The organism is Agromyces archimandritae (assembly GCF_018024495.1).
GTDB lineage: Bacteria > Actinomycetota > Actinomycetes > Actinomycetales > Microbacteriaceae > Agromyces > Agromyces archimandritae.
Genome location: NZ_CP071696.1, coordinates 1,154,236 through 1,172,716 on the forward strand (window position 1 = coordinate 1,154,236; position 18,481 = coordinate 1,172,716).

Genomic DNA, 18,481 nt, shown 5'->3' on the forward strand with positions numbered 1-18,481 from the left:
GCGCTACTCGGTGGCGACGAAGACGTCGTCGGCCAGGAACCCGGGGCGGATCATCACGAGTCCGCCGTCATCGTCGACGGGCACGAGGAAGGCCATATCGCCGGTGGCGCCGCCGCCGGGCAGCAGGTCCTGGGGCTCCAGCTCGCCCCCGAAGGTCATGAAGATCTCCTCGTCGATCACGTTCCCGGCACCGGTGGCGTACCTCACGCGCACACTGGAGGTGCTCCCGGATTCATCGCCGGTGTACGTCACGGTCAGGTTCACGAGCACGTACCGGCTGCCTTCGGCCGGCTCTTCGTTGAACGTGTTCTCGGCGACGATCTCGTCGCTGCGGCTCCGATCCACCCCGTTGACGACGACGTCGTAGTCGTCACCGCTGATGGTCGCACCGAGCGGGACCGGATTGTCGCGCGTCCCGGCCTGGGCCGACGATCCGTCTTCGGCGTCGTGCGTCTCATGTGCGCTCGCCGGCGGGGTCACGGTGACGTCGCCTCCCCCGAAGGAATCGTCGAACGACGATGCGGCGGACGAGACGAACACGATGAAGCCGACGATGGTCCCGACGACGGCGAGGATGAGCGCGACGATCGCGGGCCACTTCTTCCCCTTCAGGAAGAATGCGACGATCGCGAGGATGAACGCGACCGGCAGCAGAACCCACCCGACGATGAGCGCACCGGGCATGCAGGCGAAGATGAAGCCGACGACCGCGAACCCGAGCGCGACGAATGCGAGGACGTTCCATTTCGGACCCGAGTCCCCCGACCGCCCCGTGCTCGGCGGCGCGTACGGCGGAACCGGCGCCCCGGCATCGGCGAAGCGATCCGTCCACTGCGCGCCGTCCCAGTACCGCTGACGGCCGCTGCCGTCGTCGTACCAGCCAGCGGGCGTGCCTGTATTCGTGTTCTCCCCCATACGGCCGAGTCTGGCACATTCACGATGATTGCTCACCTCTCGCCGGTCGGGGCCGGGGCGGCGGTGCGCGCTACCCCGCCGCCCAGACGAGGGCGGGGCGGGCGGCGATCGAACCGGCGGCGGTGCGGCGGGCGAGTTCGAGGGCGCCGTCGAGCGGGTCGCCGGCTGCGGCGACTCGGGTGAGGCGCGCGGGCAGGGACACGTCGAATGCGGCGCATACCTGCGGGATCGCCGCGATGCCGCCGGTGAGCGCGACGCGGGGGTGGATGCCGGGGCGCGCCGCGGCGCCCGCGCTCGCGGCGAGTTCGGCGCCGGCATCGGCGAGGATCGCGGCGGCGCACGCATCGCCGGCGTCTGCGACGCGTGCGACGTCGGCGGTGAAGGCGGCCAGCAGGCCGGCGCGATCGGCGCGCGGGTAGAGGAGCGCCGGCCAGGCCTCGGGCTCCCCGAAGTGGGCGCGGGCTGCGGCCAGCAGGGCGAGGCCCGCGGCATCCACCCCGTCGAAAGCGCGCATCGCCGCCCGCAGGCCGGCCATGCCGATGCGGGCTCCCCCGCCCCGGTCGCCCAGCAGGTGCCCCCAGCCGTCGACGCGCACCCACTGCTCGGCGAGATCGGTGCCGAGGACGACGACGCCGGTGCCGGCGGCGACCACGATGCCCGGGGCGCCGCCGAGGGCGCCCAGGTGGGCCGTGACCGCGTCGGCGGCGAGCGCGACGGGCGCGCCGGCCCGTTCGGCGAGGGATGCCGCGAGCGCACCCGGATCGGCGACGAGCGAGGGCACCCCCGTCGAGCCGATGCCGACGGCGGCGATGCGCGGTCGGCCGGCCGGCGCGCCTGCGAGGTCGGTCTGCGCGCTCTCGGTACCGGCCGGTGCGCTCTCGGTGTCGGCCGGCGCGCCTGCGAGGGCGGCGAGGGCGCGGTCGATGAGCGCGGCGACGACCTCGGGAACGGTCGTGCCGTGCGCCTCGACGGCGGGCCGCGGGCCGGCGAACTCGGCGGGCTCGCCGCCGGGGCGGACGAGGCGTGCGCGCGAACCGGTGCCACCGATGTCGATCGCGAGCAGCGCACCGGCGCGTTCGGTCACGAGCGCTCCCCCGCGGTGCGCAGCGCATCGCGCACCGATCCGGCGGAGCCGGCGAGGAGGGCGCGTGCGGCATCCGCACCCGAGGCCGTCAGGTGGGCGACGACGGCGGTCTTCAGCTCGCCGTCGGCCGCGTCGAGGAGGTCCTTCGCAGCGGCCTCGTCGAGCCCGGTCGCCTCGCGGAGGATGCGCACGGTGCGGTCGCGGAGCTTCGCGTTGGTGGCGACGACCGAGACCATGAGGTTCGACCAGGTGCGGCCGAGGGCGACCATGAGCGCGGTGGAGAAGCCGTTCAGCACGAGTTTCTGGGCGGTCGCGGCCTTCAGCCGGGTCGAACCGGTGACGACCTCGGCGCCCGTATCGAGCACGAGATTCACGTCCACCTCGCCGGCGAATGCGGCGTGCGGGTTGCTCGAGATCAGCACCGTGCAGGCGCCGGCGGCCCGCGCCGCGGCGAGCGCAGCACCGACGTAGGGCGTGTTGCCGCTGGCGGCCAGGCCGATCGCCACGTCGGCCGCTCCGAGCCCGGAAGCAGCGGCGGCGCCGGCTTCGGTCGAGTCCTCGGCGTCTTCGACGGCGCTCTGGATGGCGTCGTCGCCGCCGGCGATGTGCGCGACGATGCGGCCGGGTTCGAGGTTGAACGTCGGCAGCAGCTCGGCGGCATCGAGCACCGCGAGCCGGCCGGAGGTGCCGGCGCCGAAGTAGTGCACGGCGCCTCCGCGCCGCATACGCTCGGCCGCGACGTCGACCAGTTCGGCGAGGGCCGGGAGCACGGCGCCCACGGCATCCACCGCGACCCGGTCTTCGGCGTTCAGGAGGCGGAGCACGCCGAGGCTGCCGAGCTCATCGAGGCGCGCGGATGCCGCAAGGCGCCGCTCGGTGGGCGGCACCCCCGCGTCCGCGGGGTCTTCAGGAGTGGGAGTGGTCGCGGCCATGCGGCTCGATCCTTCGCATCGTGAGCACGTTCCCCGCCAGTATGTACAAAAGTGTCGCGGTTGGCGAAGCGTTTCGGATATTTTTTTCATATGGATGCCTCAACGACCCTCCGGTCCCGCGCATGACCGACGTGTTCGTCGCCCTGCGCCAGCGGATGCCCGGCCTCAGCAAGTCCGAACGGCACATCGCCGAGATCGTCATGGACGATCCGCAGATCGTCGTCGACTCGACGATCACCCAGCTCGCCGAACGCTGCGACACCTCGCAGGCGAGCGTCGCCCGCTTCTGCCGGGCGGCCGGCTTCGCCGGATACAAGGAGTTCCGCATCGCGATCGCCGCCGCCAACAGCCGCGAGGAGGCCGCACGCGAACTCTTCCGCGTCGCCGACGCCGAGATCGACCCGGACGACTCGGCCGCCGACGTCGTCGCCAAAGTCGCCTACCAGGAGGCGCGCGCGATCGAGGAGACCGCCCGCGCCCTCGACCTGGGCGCCCTCGACGCCGTCGTCGCCGCCCTCCGCACCGCCCCCCGCATCGACATCTACGGCGCCGGCTCCAGCGGGCTCACCGCCGCCGACCTGCAGCTGAAACTGCACCGCATCGGCATCGTCGCCTTCAGCTGGGCCGACGCGCACCTCGCCCTCACCTCCTTCGCGCTCACCGGGCCCGGCTCGGTCGCGATCGGCATCTCGGACTCCGGGCTCACCGTCGAGACCAACCAGATGCTCGACCTCGCCCGCTCGCGCGGCGCGACCACGGTCGCGATCACGAACTACCCCGACTCGCCGCTCGGCGCCGCCGCCGACCACGTCCTCACCACGAGCGCCCGCGAATCCCGCTACCGCACCGGCGCGATGGCCAGCCGCCTCGCACAGATGGCCGTCGTCGACTTCGTCGTCGTCCGCCTCCTGCAGGGCGACTTCGACCGCGCGAGCGAACTGCTGCGCCGCACCTACGACGCCGTGCAGGAGCACCGGCTGGGGTGAGGCCGCGGCTATCGTCCCGACTGCCGGAGACGCTGCACCGCGGCGGCAAGACGCGGGATGTCGGTGCGTGCCGTGTTCATGACGAGGGCGTGCACCGTGTCGAAGTAGCGGTGCGTCAAGTGGTCGCGCATGCGCGCGATCTCACCCCACGGAATCGTCGGCTCGCCGACGAGCACCTCCGGCGGGATGTCCTTGACGGCCTCGCCGATCTCGACGAGGCGAATGCGGACGGCGTCGAAGACGAGGTCTTCCGGAGCCTCATCCGCACGGCGCATGTGCTCGGCGATCGCAGCGCAGGCGACCTCGATGTCGAGCAGTCGATTCGGCAGCGGGCGGATCACAGGGCGACCGCTTCGGCGTGGATGCCTGGCGCGGCGTCGTCTTTGAGCCCGCTCGACGGGATGACGTCGACCGGGTACCCGAGGAGACCTTCGGCGAAGGTCTGCATGTCGGCAAGGTCGAAGAGCGAGACGCTCGGGTCGATGTCGACCAACAGGTCGATATCGGAATCCTCGCCCGCCTCGCCGCGGGCGACGCTGCCGAAGACGCGGACGTTTCGGCCGCCCCGCAGCTCGATGCCGTCGATGAGCTCGCGCGCGTGCTCACGCACGAGGCCGAGGCTCGGGGCATCCCGGAGCGGCACGAGCGAGACGTCGAGACGCTGGCCTGCGGCCGCGACGAGCTTCTGCAGCGTGTCGAGGCTCGGGTCGCGGCGACCGCGCTCGTAGGCGCTGACGACGCTCTGCGTGATTCCCGCACGTTCGGCCAACTGCACCTGCGTCAGATGCGAGGCGAGACGGGCGGTGCGGATGAGACTCGGAGCGGCGACGGTCATCCATCCACAATAGCCCGTTTCGTAACTATTGACGGAACGCTCTATTGCCGCACGCGTGACACGCGCGTTGCGGATGCCGCACAATTCTGGAAATTCCTTGCACTCGGCGGCGACCTGCCGAATACTACTTTCAAACACACGGGATCCGGCGGGCCTGCACCACCGCCGGTGGCACAAGGGAGTCCAGATCATGCAGAAGCGCTTGCTCACGCTCGCCGCACTCGGCACCGCCGCCGTGCTCGGGCTCGCCGGCTGCTCCAACGGGGGCGGCGACGACAAGAACGGCGGCACCGACGCCGAAGGCCAGACGCTCGACGTCTGGATCATGGAGGGCACGAACCCCGACGCGACGGCATTCTTCGACGAGGTCGGCGAAGCCTTCACCGAGGAGACCGGCGCCGAGCTCAACGTCGAGTTCGTGCAGTGGGCCGACGCCCACGACCGCTTCGTCACCTCCATCGCCGGCGGCACCACCCCCGACGTCGCCGAGACCGGCACGACGTGGACCACCGAGTTCGCCGACGCCGGCGCGCTCGCCCCCATCGACGATTACGTGGAAGCCGACGACCTCGGCAGCGACCTCGTCGAGGGCCTCGTCGAAGCCGGCACCTACGACGAACAGCTCTACGGCATGCCCTGGTACGCGGGCGTGCGCGCCCTCGTCTACCGCGCCGACATCTTCGAGGAGCTCGGCCTGAAGGCCCCCACGAACTGGCAGGAGATCGTCGACGCCGGCAACGCCATCAAGGCCGCCCACCCCGAGATGATGGCCTTCGCCGTGCCCGGCGACGCCGAGTTCGGCGTCTACCCCTGGGTGTGGGGCGCCGGCGGCGAGGTCGCCGCCCAGGACGGCGACGAGTGGGTCTCGGGCCTGGCGAGCCCCGAATCGCAGAAGGGGATCTCGTTCTACACGGGCCTGGCCACCGAGCACGGCTTCTCCTCGGCGGGCGCGACCACGTGGAAGGAGACCGACGTGCTCGACAACTTCGTGCAGGGCAACGTCGCCATGGCGCTGCAGGGATCCTGGACCCCGGCGACGATCGTCGAGCAGGCCCCCGAGCTCGAGGGCAAGATCGCCGCGGCGACCATCCCCGGCGAGACCGGCGGCATCGCCCCGTCCGTGCTCGGCGGCTCGCACCTGTCCATGTTCGAGACGGCAGAGAACAAGGACCTCGCCTGGGCGTTCATCAAGCTCATGACCACGGGCGAGTTCGCCGAGAAGTGGGGCGGTCAGTCGGGCTACTTCCCCGGCCAGACCTCGCTGCTGGACGCGGCCATCGCCAGCGACGACCCGCTCGTCCAGCCGTTCGCGAAGCAGATGGTCGACGGCGGCGCATCCGTCCCCGTCACCCCGCAGTTCGGTGCCGTGCAGGCGAAGAAGACCACCAACACCGCCATCCAGGCCATCCTCTCCGGGCAGAAGAGCGTCGAACAGGCGATGCAGGATGCCGCGAAGGAGATGGACTCCATCCTCAACGAGAAGTAGCACGTGTCGACGATCCAGCTGCCGCCGGTCGCGCCGGAGACCCCCTCGGGGGCCCGCGCGGCCGGCGGCCCGGTTCTGCCGCGGAAGCGCCGCCGCCTCGCGCTCGCCCGCCCCTGGCTGCTGCTCGCACCGGCGCTCATCGTGCTGGCCGTGCTCATGCTGTGGCCGCTCGTGCGCGTCTTCCTCTTCTCGCTGCAGGACTACGGCCTGCGCGAGATCGTCTCGGGCGAACCCAACTGGAACGGCGTCGACAACTACGTCGAGGTCTTCACCACCCCCGAACTCTGGACGGTGGTGCTGCCGAACACCGTCGTCTTCGCCGTGATCTCGGTCGCCGGCACCGTCGCGTTCGGCACCGCCGTCGCAGTGCTCATGGCCTCCCTCGGCCCGTTCTGGCGCACCATCGTCGGCAGCGCCATCATGATCGCCTGGGCGATGCCGGCCGTGACCGGCACCTACGTGTGGGTGTGGATCTTCGACGCCGACCGCGGCGTCTTCAACCAGACGCTGCAGGCCCTCGGGCTGCAGGACGCTCCCGTGAACTGGTTCACCGACCGCTACACCTTCTACGCGATCGTGCTGCTGAACATCATCCACCACGGGTTCCCGTTCGTCGCGATCACCGTGCTCGCCGGCCTCCTCGGCGTGCCGAAGGAGATGCTGGAGGCCGCCGAGGTCGACGGTGCCGGCCCCTGGCGGCGCTTCTTCCAGGTGATCGTGCCGAACCTGCGGCAGGTGTTCGCGGTCGTCATCATCCTGTCGACCATCTGGGACTTCAAGATCTTCGCGCAGGTCTACCTCATGCCCGGCGGCGCCGGCACGAACCGCGAAGCACTGAACCTCGGCGTCTGGTCCTACGTCGAATCGTTCGGGCAGAACCGGTACGGCTTCGGCTCGGCGATCGCGGTGCTGCTGACCCTCGTGCTGCTGGCGATCACGGTCGTCTACGTGCGCACCATGCTGAAGGAGGAGGAGCTGTGACCGTGCGCGAGGGCATCCACTCGGGGGTGGATGCCCCGAGCCCCCGAACCGTTCGCACGCCCCGTGCCCGGCCGCGCCGTTCGGCCCGCAAGACGCGCACCGCGGCCGGCAAGGCCGTGCTCGTCGTGCTGCTGCTGGCCTTCACCCTGTTCCCCGCGTTCTGGATGCTCTCGAGCGCGTTCGACGCACAGGCCGGCCGCGGCGGGCAGACGCTGCTGCCCCGCGAATGGTCGCTCGCGAACTTGGCATACGTCATCACCGACGGCGGCTTCGGCCTGTTCCTCAGGAACTCCGCGCTCGTCGCCGTCGTCGTCGTGCTCGCCTCCGCCGTGCTCGCCCTGCTCGCCTCGGTCGCCGTCGCACGCTTCCGCTTCAGCTTCCGCACCACGATCCTCCTCATGATCCTCGTCGTGCAGATGGTGCCGCTCGAAGCGCTCGTCATCCCCCTGTTCGTGCAAGTGCGCGACCTGCAACTGCTGAACACGCTGCTCGGGCTCATGATCGTCTACGTCGCCCTCTCGCTGCCGTTCGGCATCTGGATGCTGCGCGGCTTCGTCGCCGCCGTGCCCGTCGAACTCGAAGAAGCCGCCTACCTCGACGGAGCAAGCTGGAGCCGCATGTTCCGCTCGGTGCTGCTGCCGCTCGTCATGCCCGGGCTCGTGGCGACCTCCGTGTTCTCCTTCATCACCGCCTGGAACGAGTTCATCTTCGCCATGACGCTGCTCGGCGGCGCCACCGAGAACTACACCGTCGCCATCGGCCTGAAGCAGTTCTTCGGCGAGCACAGCAACGAATGGGGCTACATCATGGCCGCCTCCACGCTCATCACCGTGCCCGTGATGATCTTCTTCGTCATCGTGCAGCGCCGCCTGTCGAGCGGCCTCGTCGCCGGGGCCGTGAAGGGATGAGCCGGGCCGATCTCGAGCTCGCGAACCGCGTGCTCTGGCCGGGCGTGCTCGGGGTGTGGATGCCGGGGCGCGATGCCGGCGGAGGGCGCGGTGTCGGCGGGCGCGGTGCCGGCCGGCGCGGTGCCGGCGGGAGCGGTGCCGGCGGGCGCGGTGCCGGCCGGAGCGGTGCCGGCGGGAGCGGTGCCGGCCGCGGCGCCGACGGGAGCGGTGCCGGCCGCGGTGCCGGCGGGAGCGGTGCCGCGGCTCACGAGTGGATGCCGGGGCGCGGCCTCGACCGACCCGGCATGCCCGCCTGGCTCGGCCGCGAGGGGGCTCGCGGTCTGGCGGGAGTCGTGCTCTTCGGGCACAACCTCCCGGACGCCGGCCGGACCCTGCCCGCCGACGAAGGGGGCGACCGGGGTCCGGCCGGCATCGAAGCTTCCGGGGGTCGGATCCTGCCACATTCGGGCGGAACCGCCCGGGAACGTGGCAGGATTCGACCCCCGGAACGGAGTGGAGCGCGCGCGGCGGGCGCGGGCGGGGCGGGGCGGGGCGCACCGGCATCCACTGCTCATCGGGATCGACGAAGAGGGCGGCAACGTCACCCGCCTCGAAGCGGACGGCGGATCCACCCTGCCCGGAGCCCTGCAGCTCGGCACCGTCGACGACCCGGAGCTCACCCGGTCCGTCGCGCGCGAACTCGGGCGGCGGGCGGCATCCATCGGCGCCAACGTCGTCGCCGCCCCCGTCGCCGACGTCAACACGAACCCGCTGAACCCCGTCATCGGCCCGCGCGCCTTCGGCGCCGACCCCGAACTCGTCGCCCGGCACGTCGCCGCCGCCGTGCGCGGATTCCTCGACGCCGGCGTCGCCCCCTGCGTCAAGCACTTCCCCGGCCACGGCGACACCGTCACCGACTCGCACCTCGGGCTGCCCGTCGCGGGCGGGCGGCTCGCCGACCACCTGCTGCCGTTCCGTGCCGCGGTGGATGCCGGGGCGCCGGCGATCATGACCGGCCACCTCGTCGTGCCCGACTGGGGCGAGGAACCCGCGACGCTGAATCCGCGCGCCCTCGCCGAACTGCGCACCCTCGGCTTCGACGGGGTGATCGTCAGCGACGCGCTCGACATGGCCGCCGTGCGCTCCCGGTACGGGGCGGGCGGCGCCGCCGTGCGGGCGCTGCTGGCCGGCTGCGATCTGCTGTGCATCGGGAACCCGGGGCTCGGCGGCGGGCCCGGGGGCATGGTTGCGCCCGACGAGGCGGATTTCCTCGAGGTCCGGGATGCCGTGGTCGCCGCCCTGGAAGACGGCACCCTGCCGCGCGCGCTCGTCGAGCGCGCCGCCGACCGTGTCGCCGCACTCGCGGAGCGCTTCGGCGGCGATCGAGGGGCGGCGCCCCGCCCGAGTTCGGAGTGCCGACCTCCCGCGGGAGTACCGACTTCCCGGCACTCCGACGGGAAATCGGCACTCCTAGATGGCGAGCCCACCGACGGCGCGGCGCCCCGCCCGAGCCAGGAGTGCCGATCTCCCGCGGGAGTGCCGACCTCCCGGCACTCCGACGGGAAACCGGCACTTCTCGGGGGCGAGCCCACCGACGGCGCGGCGCCCCGCCCGAGCCAGGAGTGCCGATCTCCCGCGGGAGTACCGACTTCCCGGCACTCCGACGGGAAACCGGCACTTCTCGGGGGCGAGCCCACCGGCGGTACGGCGCCCCGCCCGACCCAGGAGTGCCGACCTCCCGCGGGAGTGCCGACCTCCCGGCACTCCGACGGGAAACCGGCACTCCTGCGGGGTGCGGGCGGGGTGGAGCCCGCACCCGGAGCGCGGGCGGATGCCGGGGCGGGCGACGCAGCAGGGGCGGGCGACGAACCGTGGGCGGGCGTCGCGCGGGCGGCGGCGAGCGCCGACGGGCGGGCGCCGGCGGTGCCTGCACCCCGCACGGTGATCGACGTGCGGCCGGCACCGACCATCGCGGTGGATGCCCGGGCGGAGACGGTTCCGCGCCTGATCGCCGAGGGCGGGGCGCTCGTTCGCGCCTCGGATGCGGGCGGGGCCGCCGTTGCCGCCCGGGATGCGGCGGGCGCGCCGGTCGTCGTCGTGGACCGGCTCGCCGACCCGGCGCAGCGTGCCGCCCTCGCGGCGGTCGCGGCGGTGCGCCCGGATGCCGTCGCCGTCGACCTCGGAGTGCCCGCCGGTGATCCACCGCTGATTCCGGTGCTGCACGTGCGGGCGGCCAGCCGCCTCGCGGCCGAGACGGCAGCGGGGATGCTCGCGGAAGGGTTCGGCGAATGAGGGTGCTCTCGCTGCAGTCCGGGACGTCGGCGGATGCGATCGACGTCGCCGTCGTCGAGTTCGCCGTGCGTCACCCGTCACCGGGTGTCACCGCATCCGACGACGCCGCACGACCCGCACGCCGCGATGGACGCGATCCCGAACGCGTCGCCGACCCCGAGGCGCGCGCCAGGGCATCCACCGCCGCATACGACCTCGCAGCCGTCACCGACCGAAGGCGCGACCCCGAAGCCGGCGACCCCGAACGCGTCGCCGCCGCCGGAGCGCGCGCCGCGGCATCCACACCCGGAATCGTGCTCGAGCTCACGCCCGTCGCGACCCGCGAGGTCGCGTGGGAGCCGGGGCTCCGGCGCGACATCCTGCAGGCGGCCGCAGGGCTGCCGATGGATGCCGGCGCCTGGTGCCGCCTCGACACGCGACTCGGGCGGGCGTTCGCGGCGGCCGCGGCCGAAGTGCTCGCCGAGGCGCCGGCGGAGCTCGTCGTGTCGCACGGGCAGACGGTGTTCCACTGGGCCGAGCCCGACGGCCGGCGCGGCAGCCGGGCGCGCGGCACGCTGCAGCTCGGCGAGCCGGCGTGGATCGCCGAACGCACCGGGCTGCCGGTGGTCTCGCATGTGCGGGCGGCCGATATCGCCGCCGGCGGCGAAGGGGCGCCGCTGATGGGCGTGTTCGACCGGTTGTGGCTGGCCCCGCTCGCGCGGGCGGCGGGGCGGCCGGTCGCGACGGTGAACCTCGGCGGCATCGCGAACGTGCAGATCGTGGATGCCGCAGGCGGCGTGCTCGCCTTCGACACCGGCCCCGGCAACGGGCTCATCGATGCGGCCGTCGGGCGGGCGGCGGGCCTTCCGTATGATGTCGACGGGCGGTTCGCGGCGGCCGGGCGCATCGACGAGGAACTGCTCGGTGCACTGCTCGCGCATCCGTATTTCGCGGCGGCGCCGCCGAAGACGACCGGGCGGGAGACCTTCGACCTCGCCGTAGTGGATGCCGCGGTCGCCGCCGCGCACGGCGCCCTGACCGAGGTGCCGACCGCCGACCTCGCCGCGACGCTCACCGAGCTCACGGCGCGCACCGTCGTCGACGCCGTCGCGGCCGCGCGCCCGGGCGTGGGCGACGCGGGCGCGAGCGCGACCGCCGTCGAACCCGGCGAGGCACCGCCACGGATTCGGAGATCGCCACCGAATCGGATGGATGCCGCCGATTCCATCCGAATCCGTGGCGATCTCCGACATGGCGGCGCGGAAGTAGGGCGTGCGGGCAGGGCGAGCGCACGCGAGGACGCGGGTGGGGGCGCACGGACGGGCAGGGCGAGGAGTCCGCGGGCGGGCCGGGCGGCGCGGGCGGTGCGAGTGCCACCGAGCTGCTGTGCTCCGGCGGGGGTGCGCGCAACCCGGTGCTCATGGAGCGGATCGCGGCGCATGCGGCGCGCCGGGGCATCCGCACCCGGTCGACGGCGGAACTCGGCATCGACCCGGGCGCGAAGGAGTCGCTGCTGTTCGCCCTCATCGGCTTCTGCACCTGGCACGGGGTTCCCCTAGCGATCGGGCCGACGCCGGCGCGCATCGCCGGCCGCATCACGCCCGCACCGGGCCGGCCGTTGCGGATGCCGGAACCGCTGCCCGGGATCGCCTCGCTCGAGGTCGCCGACGCGGCAGCCCCGGCCGCAGCCGCATCTGCCGCGAGCTGAGGGGCGGTGCGCCGGGCATCCACCGGCACCGCCGAACGGAACCGATGGCGAACACGCCGCCCCCTCGCCGCCGAGCCCGCCGTGTCATCCGGCGTCACATACGTCGGCGGTGCGCCGCGGCCCGCCGTTCCGGGCGACGGCGGATGCACGGGCGATGACGGGCGTGTTTCCGCGGGCGCGGTGTGGCCCCCGAACGGGGGCGGTACCGGTAGCGTGCCCCGCGATCGATCCGCCGATCGATCATCCGTCGATCCGCACAAGGGGAACGCATGACCGACTCATCCGCCGCCACGCCCGCCATGCCCGCCACGCCCGCCACGCCCGCCATGTCCGCCGCATTCGGGTCCGCCTCGCCGGCCTCGCCCGAGCTGTCCTCCGGCCGCCGCCGCGCCGCCCGCATCCTCGCCGTCGTCGTCATCGTGATCGGCGCGCTGTTCCTCATCGCCGGCGGCGCCGCCTGGCTCGGCGTCAGCGCGCAGCTGCGGGCCGAGAACGTGACCGTCTCGGACGAGGCCGCGTTCCTGCAGGGCAGCGACGTCGCCGACCCGCTGAGCGCCGCCGCGCAGGCGCACCTCATCACCGAGGATGCCCTGGCGATGGCCGACGGCAAGACCTACGCCGAACTCGAACGCGATGACCCCATCCGCGACACCGTTGCCCAGGCGGCATCGCTGCGATCCTCGCTGTACACCTCGATGGTCTCGTTCGGCGTCGCCCTGTTCGCCGCCGGCGTCGGCGCCGTGTTCGTGCTGCTCGGCGCGATCGCCCTCATCGCCGTGCCCCGGCCGGTGCGGGCCGGGTAGGGTTCGCGGCGGCGGGGTGGATGCCGCAGCGCCCCGCCGCCGCCGGGGTCCGCGTTCGGGTGCCGCCCGGGCGGGTTACCCTGTCTCAAGGCCCGCCGGCGTGCCGCACCCCCTGCATCCCCTGATCTTCCGAGGTACCGTGACGACCGCATCCACCGCCTGGCGCCCTTGGGCCGTGTGGGGCGTCGGCGTGCTCGCCTACGTGCTGTCGATCACGAACCGCACCTCGCTGTCGGCGGTCGGCGTCGATGCGGCGACCCGCTTCGAGGCCGACGCATCCACCCTGTCGATGTTCGCCGTCATCCAGCTCGCGATCTACGGCGGCATGCAGATCCCGGTCGGGGTGCTGCTCGATCGCTTCGGCGCCCGCCCGCTCATCACGGTCGGCATATTCGTCATGGCCGCCGGGCAGCTGCTGCTCGCGTTCGCGCCCGACGTCGGTTCGGCGATCACCGCGCGCGTGCTGCTCGGCGCGGGCGATGCGGCGGTGTTCCCGAGCGTGCTCAGGCTGATCGCAGTGTGGTTCCCGCCGCGGCAGGCGCCGGTGCTCGTGCAGCTGACCGGCATCTTCGGCCAGCTCGGCCAGCTGGTGTCGGTGCTGCCGCTCGCGGCCCTGCTGCATGCGACCGAGTGGAGCGTCGCGTTCGGTTCGCTCGCCGGCCTCGTCGGCCTGTTCGGGGTGCTCACGCTCGCGGTCATCCGCAATCATCCGCCGGGTGCGGATGCCGCGCCGACCCGCATCTCGGCGGCGGCTCTGCGCGGGGGCTTCCGCGACTCGTGGGCCCATCCGGCGACGCGGCTGGCGTTCTGGTCGCACTTCACGCCGCCCTTCGCCGGCACCGCGTTCATGCTGCTGTGGGGCTTCCCGTTCCTCACCGTCGGCGAGGGCCTGGCACCGGCGACGGCCTCGCTCGTGTTCACCGTGTACGTGCTGTTCGGGCTCCTCTCGGGGCCCGTGCTCGGTGCCGTGTCGGCCAGGCATCCGATGCGCCGCTCGACGCTGCTCGTGCTGCCGTCGGTCGGCCTGCAGGTCGTCGCGTGGGGTGCGGTGGTGCTGTGGCCGGGGCAGGTGCCCGTGTGGATGTTCTTCGTCCTCGCGTTCGCGCTCAGCACCGGCGGCCCGGCATCCATGGTCGCCTTCGACCACGCCCGCGCCTACAACCCCGCCGCCCGCCTCAGCACGGCGACCGGCATCGTGAACGTCGGCGGCTTCCTCGCCGGGCTCATCGCGATCCTCTTCATCGGCATCGCGATGGATGTGCAGGGCGCCGGCACGCCGGCCACCTACTCGCCGGAGGCGTTCCGCTGGGCGTTCGCGACGCAGGCGCTGATCTGGGCGACGGGGGTGACGATGATCCTCGTCGAGCGTCGCAAGACCCGTCGGCTCATCGGAGTGGATGCCGAGGGGCGCCGCCGCCGAGCCTCGCGCCCGCCGACCGAGCCCACCCCCGTGGCAGCGGCCGGCCGCGAGGGATAGCCTTCCCGCATGGGCGGGTTCGGAGACGGCTTCCTCCGGGTGCTCTCGCGCACCCTGAACCCGATCACGATGCGCGCTGCGCGGCGCGGGCGGGGCCCGTTCTCGCTCATCATCCACTCGGGGCGGAAGAGCGGCCGCCGCTACGAGACGCCCGTCATCCTCGCGCGCGTGCCCGAGGGCTTCGTCGCCGAGCTCACCTACGGGCCCGAGGTCGACTGGTACCGCAACATCGTCGCCGCGGGTGGATGCCGCGTGCTCCGGCATGGCGAGGAGCACGTCATCGACGGCATCTCGGAGTTCGATTCCCGGGCCGGGCGGGCGGCGTTCGGGCCGCCGGCGTCGTGGCTGCTCGCGCTGCTCGGGCGCCACGAGTTCCGGCTGCTGCACGAGGCGGGCGGGGCATCGGGCGAGGCATCGGGCGGGGCATCGGGCGACGCCGGCCCGGAGCCGCGACCCGGGGCATCCACCCCCGAAAGCTGAATGTTTCCTCAGATTCGCGACGTAGCGTCTGAACGACTGACCACTCGGCCAGCCGTCCGACCGCCCGCGCGGTGCGCGGGCCCAGGCTAGGAGTCGTTTTCCATGGGGAAGTTCTCGGGAAAAACCGCACTCGTCACCGGCGGGGCATCCGGCATCGGCAAGGCCGTCGCCCTGAAACTCGCCGCCGAGGGCGCCAACGTCGTCGTCGACGACCTGAACCTCGACGCGGCGCAGTCCGTCGTCGACGAGATCACGGGTAGCGGAGGGCACGCCGTCGCCGTCGCCGGAGACGTCGGCAAGCCGGACGACGTGAAGGCGGCCGTCGACAAGGCCGTCGGCGAATACGGCGGCCTCGACCTCGCGTTCAACAACGCCGGCATCGGCGGCCCGCAGGGCCTCATCGCCGACGTCGACATCGAGGGCTACCTGAAGCTCATGGACGTGAACCTCCACTCCGTGTTCTACGGCATGCACTACGAGATCCCCGCGATGCTGAAAGCCGGCGGCGGGGCGATCGTGAACACCTCCTCGATCCTCGGCCTCGTCGGCGAAGCGACGGCCGTGCCGTACGTCACCGCCAAGCACGGCGTCGCCGGCATGACGAAGGCCACCGCGATCGGCTACGCCGCGCAGGGCATCCGCGTCAACAGCGTGCACCCGGGCTACATCGACACGCCGCTGCTGCAGGGCATGCCGAAAGAGGCGTACGACGCGCTCGTCTCGCTGCACCCGATCGGCCGACTCGGGCACGCCGAAGAGGTCGCGAACCTCGTCGTGTTCCTGCTGAGCGACGAGGCGAGCTTCATCACCGGCTCGCAGCACGTCGTCGACGGCGCCTACACCGCCCGCTGAACCGGCACCGGAACCGCCCCGCCCATCGCCGGCGGGGCGGTTTCGCGTGCGGGGGCGGATGCCGCGGGCCGGGCGGCCGGCGCGGCGGGCTCGGCGGCGCGTGCGGGGGTGGATGCCGCGAGCGCCGCATCCGCGGCGGCGCCCGAATCGGCCGCCGCGAGCGAGGCGAGGTATTCGGCGTGCCGCCGGTCGAGGCGCCCCACGGCATCCCGGACCCGGCTCAGCACCCCGTGCACCCGGCGGCCGTCGCCCGCGGCGAACAGCCCCGCGCCCGTGTACGCGGACGCCGCCCGCGCGAGCGCCTGCATGCGCCCCACGGTGTCGTCGCGCCACATGCGATAGGCGGTGTCGTCGCGCTCGGCGAGGCGGCGGAAGCGCGCGTCGATCACCGTGACGCGCGTCTCGAGGGTGCGGAGGTCGGTCTCGAAGCGATGCGCTGCGGTGCGCTCGCGCGAGGAGCGGGCGTACGCCGCGAGCCGCCGCTCGAGGGTGGACGGGGCGGCGTTGACGTGGGCGGATGCGGGGGTCGGGTTCCACATGTGCGTGACCTCTCATGACTCCGGTCGCCGACCGAAGATCACCACGTTAGGGGCCCCCTCCGACACTGCCGCGACGATCAGGCCGAACCCCCCTCGATCGCGCGCCCCTCGTCCGGGGGCCGACACACCGCCCGCCCAGCTCATGCTCAGCACGGATTCCCGCTACGGTCAGGGTGTTCTCGGTCAGTCAGAGCACGGGCGCCGGCGGCCGAACAGCAGTCGACGCCGCGACGAAGGGGTCCATGGTGAAGGCGAAACAGAGCAAGCGGTTCGGGATGATCGGCGCGGCGGTCGGGGCGGTGATGATCGTCGCGCTCACGATTCCTGCGGGGGCCGCCAACGCGACCGGGTCGGATGCCGCAGGCACTGCGCAGGCGGCGACCGGGGCCGCGGTGGATGCCGCGAGCACCGCGACCGGCACCGACGCACTCACGGCCGACGCCGCCCGCGCCGCCGTGCCGACCGGCGTCGTGACCCTCGGGGACTCGTTCTCCTCGGGCCTCGGCAGCGGCGGCTACTACAACGACTGCGACAACACGGCGAACGCGTGGGGCAACCTGATCTTCGGCTCGTCCGTCACGAACCGCTCGCTGATCGCCTGCTCGGGCGCGACGATGCCGACGGTGCGCGCGCAGCTCGCGAGCATCCCGACCGGATCGGGCCGCCTCATCACGGTGACCGTCGGCGGCAACGACATGGGCTTCGCGAACGAGCTGAAAGACTGCTTCCTGTCGAACTGCACCGACCGCGAGGCGACCCTCACGGCGAAGATCTCGGCCCTCGTCGGGCCGCTCACCCAGCTCTACCGCGAGATCCGCTCGGCGACGCCGAACGACCGCCTCATCGTCGGCGGCTACCCGCTGCTCGTGCCCGACCCGGGCGTGCAGTCCAGCTGCAGCGCGCTGACATTCCTGCTGACGAGCGCAGAACGCCAGATGGTGCGACGCCTCGGAGTGCAGCTGAACGACGCGATCGACCGGGCCGCCGCCGCCGCCGGCGTGCCCGCCGTCACCACCGCGCTCGAAACCCGCTTCGCCGGTCACGAGGCGTGCAAGAACAGCACCTCGTGGATCAACGGTCTGAAGATCACGCTCTGGTCGTCGGTCGACGGCGTCGACCGGCTCACGAACGAGGCCGAAGAGGTCTACATCGAGCCGCAGGCCGAGATCGTGGCCGGGTGGATCCGCGACTCCTTCCACCCGAACGGGCCCGGGCAGACGGCCTACGCGGCGGCGTTCCAAGCCGCGTACTGAGCGCCGAGGGGCACGGCGCGGCACGCGCGCAGGGCGGGGGCCCTGCGCGCGTTGCTGTGCGCGGAGGGGCCGCGGGTCCACCCAGCGCAGCGCCCGCGGCATCCGCACCCGATGAAGACGGCGACTCGGCGGCGTGCACCCTCCCGCGGACGGCGCGGGCGGCGTAACGTCGGAACATGACGGCTACGTACGACTTCGCGCCGCGCCGCGCCATCGTCACCGCATCGGATTCCGGGATCGGCCGCGCCACCGCCCTCGCCCTCGCCGATGCGGGGCTCGACGTCGGCGTCACCTGGTACTCCGACGAGGCCGGCGCCGAACGCACCGCCGAGCTCGTGCGCTCGCGCGGGCGGCGGGCGGCCGTGACCCGCTTCGACGCGACGGATCTCGGCCGCGTCGCGGGGGTCGTCGACGGCCTCGCCGACGAGCTCGGCGGGCTGGACGTGTTCGTGAACAACGCTGGCGGCGGCACCGGCGGGCCGTTCCTCGACGTCGACCTCGAGACCTGGCGCTGGATCGTCGGCCTGAACCTCGACGGCGCGTTCGTCGGCATGCAGGCGGCCGCGCGGCGCATGGTCGACGCGGGCGAAGGCGGGCGCATCATCGCCGTCACGAGCGTGCACGAGCATCAGCCGCGGGTCGGATCCGCCCCCTACGTCGCCGCGAAGCACGGCCTCGGCGGCCTCGTGCAGACCATGGCGCAGGAACTCGGCCGGCACGGGATCACCGTGAACTCGGTCGCTCCGGGCGAGATCGCGACGCCCATCAACGACATGGTCGCGGCGGATGCCGAACGCATCCACCGCCCCGGGATCCCCCTCGCCCGGCCCGGCCGCCCCGACGAGGTCGCCGCGGTCGTCGCGTTCCTCGCCTCGCCCGCGGGCAGCTACGTCACCGGCGCGAGCTGGACCGTCGACGGCGGGATGCTGCAGATGGGCCCGCAGGCCGGCTCGCACCTGCACGACGACGCCTGGCGCGACGACGGCGCGTAG

At 72.9% G+C, this 18,481-nt stretch carries 19 protein-coding genes and 1 pseudogene; 13 read left to right on the plus strand and 7 right to left on the minus strand.

Annotated features, from left to right (window positions below; genetic code table 11):
- Positions 1–3: 3 nt before the first annotated feature.
- The 3 genes from G127AT_RS05245 to G127AT_RS05255 form a co-directional block, all read right to left on the minus strand.
- Entirely contained in the window at positions 4–915 is a 912-nt protein-coding gene (locus G127AT_RS05245; protein WP_210900768.1) for a DUF2510 domain-containing protein, read from the minus strand.
- 70 nt (positions 916–985) lie between these two features.
- Positions 986–1,999 (minus strand): BadF/BadG/BcrA/BcrD ATPase family protein, encoded by a 1,014-nt coding sequence (locus G127AT_RS05250; protein ID WP_244857750.1) that lies wholly within the window; start codon positions 1,997–1,999, stop codon positions 986–988.
- The gene (locus tag G127AT_RS05255; protein ID WP_210900769.1) at positions 1,996–2,931 is read right to left on the minus strand and encodes an N-acetylmuramic acid 6-phosphate etherase; all 936 of its coding nucleotides are present in this window, start codon (positions 2,929–2,931) and stop codon (positions 1,996–1,998) included. The genes G127AT_RS05250 and G127AT_RS05255 overlap by 4 nt, the downstream gene beginning before the upstream one ends.
- A gap of 122 nt (positions 2,932–3,053) precedes the next feature.
- Between G127AT_RS05255 and G127AT_RS05260 the strand changes: the two genes are divergently transcribed.
- Positions 3,054–3,917 (plus strand): MurR/RpiR family transcriptional regulator, encoded by an 864-nt coding sequence (locus tag G127AT_RS05260; RefSeq protein WP_210900771.1) that lies wholly within the window; start codon positions 3,054–3,056, stop codon positions 3,915–3,917.
- 8 nt (positions 3,918–3,925) lie between these two features.
- Here G127AT_RS05260 and G127AT_RS05265 read toward each other — a convergent pair whose 3' ends face one another.
- Together G127AT_RS05265 and G127AT_RS05270 are read right to left on the minus strand one after the other, a co-directional pair.
- A complete protein-coding gene (locus G127AT_RS05265) occupies positions 3,926–4,258 on the minus strand; it encodes a HepT-like ribonuclease domain-containing protein (protein ID WP_244857751.1) in 333 nt (110 codons plus the stop codon).
- Positions 4,255–4,752: an XRE family transcriptional regulator gene (locus G127AT_RS05270; RefSeq protein ID WP_210900773.1), complete on the minus strand. Its 498-nt coding sequence runs from the start codon at positions 4,750–4,752 to the stop codon at positions 4,255–4,257. The genes G127AT_RS05265 and G127AT_RS05270 overlap by 4 nt, the downstream gene beginning before the upstream one ends.
- A gap of 190 nt (positions 4,753–4,942) precedes the next feature.
- Here G127AT_RS05270 and G127AT_RS05275 point away from each other — a divergent pair, with 190 nt between their 5' ends.
- From G127AT_RS05275 to G127AT_RS05285, 3 genes are all read left to right on the plus strand, one after another.
- On the plus strand, positions 4,943–6,238 hold the full coding sequence (locus G127AT_RS05275; protein WP_210900775.1) for a sugar ABC transporter substrate-binding protein: 1,296 nt from the start codon (positions 4,943–4,945) through the stop codon (positions 6,236–6,238).
- Positions 6,239–6,250: 12 nt separating this feature from the next.
- On the plus strand, positions 6,251–7,219 hold the full coding sequence (locus G127AT_RS05280; protein ID WP_425305897.1) for a carbohydrate ABC transporter permease: 969 nt from the start codon (positions 6,251–6,253) through the stop codon (positions 7,217–7,219).
- A 116-nt stretch (positions 7,220–7,335) separates the two neighbouring features.
- Positions 7,336–8,127 (plus strand): carbohydrate ABC transporter permease, encoded by a 792-nt coding sequence (locus tag G127AT_RS05285; RefSeq protein WP_244857918.1) that lies wholly within the window; start codon positions 7,336–7,338, stop codon positions 8,125–8,127.
- Here the strand turns inward: G127AT_RS05285 and G127AT_RS16015 are convergent.
- Complete coding sequence (locus tag G127AT_RS16015) at positions 8,019–8,570, minus strand: hypothetical protein (protein ID WP_244857752.1); 552 nt, start codon at positions 8,568–8,570, stop codon at positions 8,019–8,021. The two genes, G127AT_RS05285 and G127AT_RS16015, sit on opposite strands and share 109 nt — an antisense overlap.
- Positions 8,571–8,592: 22 nt before the next feature.
- Between G127AT_RS16015 and G127AT_RS16020 the strand changes: the two genes are divergently transcribed.
- The 7 genes and pseudogenes from G127AT_RS16020 to G127AT_RS05310 all read left to right on the plus strand — a co-directional run bounded on the left by G127AT_RS16020 (position 8,593) and on the right by G127AT_RS05310 (position 15,697).
- Positions 8,593–10,398, plus strand: coding sequence for a glycoside hydrolase family 3 protein (locus G127AT_RS16020; protein WP_244857753.1), 1,806 nt, complete (start codon positions 8,593–8,595; stop codon positions 10,396–10,398).
- Positions 10,395–11,486 (plus strand): annotated as a pseudogene (locus G127AT_RS05295) (anhydro-N-acetylmuramic acid kinase); the annotation flags it as partial. The gene G127AT_RS16020 and the pseudogene G127AT_RS05295, both read left to right, overlap by 4 nt.
- 311 nt (positions 11,487–11,797) lie before the next feature.
- Positions 11,798–12,085, plus strand: coding sequence for a hypothetical protein (locus tag G127AT_RS16365; protein WP_425305884.1), 288 nt, complete (start codon positions 11,798–11,800; stop codon positions 12,083–12,085).
- A 269-nt stretch (positions 12,086–12,354) separates the two neighbouring features.
- Positions 12,355–12,888: an aromatic ring-opening dioxygenase LigA gene (locus tag G127AT_RS16025; RefSeq protein ID WP_244857754.1), complete on the plus strand. Its 534-nt coding sequence runs from the start codon at positions 12,355–12,357 to the stop codon at positions 12,886–12,888.
- Between the two features lie 139 nt (positions 12,889–13,027).
- The gene (locus G127AT_RS05300) at positions 13,028–14,365 is read left to right on the plus strand and encodes an MFS transporter (protein ID WP_244857755.1); all 1,338 of its coding nucleotides are present in this window, start codon (positions 13,028–13,030) and stop codon (positions 14,363–14,365) included.
- A 9-nt stretch (positions 14,366–14,374) separates the two neighbouring features.
- Positions 14,375–14,845, plus strand: coding sequence for a PNPOx family protein (locus G127AT_RS05305; RefSeq protein WP_210900781.1), 471 nt, complete (start codon positions 14,375–14,377; stop codon positions 14,843–14,845).
- Positions 14,846–14,947: 102 nt separating this feature from the next.
- Positions 14,948–15,697 carry an SDR family NAD(P)-dependent oxidoreductase gene (locus G127AT_RS05310; RefSeq protein WP_210900783.1) on the plus strand — a complete coding sequence of 250 codons (750 nt, stop codon included), beginning with the start codon at positions 14,948–14,950 and terminating at the stop codon, positions 15,695–15,697.
- On the opposite strand, the gene G127AT_RS05315 is transcribed toward G127AT_RS05310, so the two are convergent.
- Entirely contained in the window at positions 15,682–16,236 is a 555-nt protein-coding gene (locus G127AT_RS05315; RefSeq protein ID WP_210900785.1) for a hypothetical protein, read from the minus strand. The genes G127AT_RS05310 and G127AT_RS05315 overlap by 16 nt on opposite strands.
- 242 nt (positions 16,237–16,478) lie before the next feature.
- Here G127AT_RS05315 and G127AT_RS05320 point away from each other — a divergent pair, with 242 nt between their 5' ends.
- Both G127AT_RS05320 and G127AT_RS05325 read left to right on the plus strand, forming a co-directional pair.
- Complete coding sequence (locus tag G127AT_RS05320) at positions 16,479–17,489, plus strand: GDSL-type esterase/lipase family protein (protein ID WP_210900787.1); 1,011 nt, start codon at positions 16,479–16,481, stop codon at positions 17,487–17,489.
- Between the two features lie 176 nt (positions 17,490–17,665).
- A complete protein-coding gene (locus G127AT_RS05325; RefSeq protein WP_210900789.1) occupies positions 17,666–18,481 on the plus strand; it encodes an SDR family oxidoreductase in 816 nt (271 codons plus the stop codon).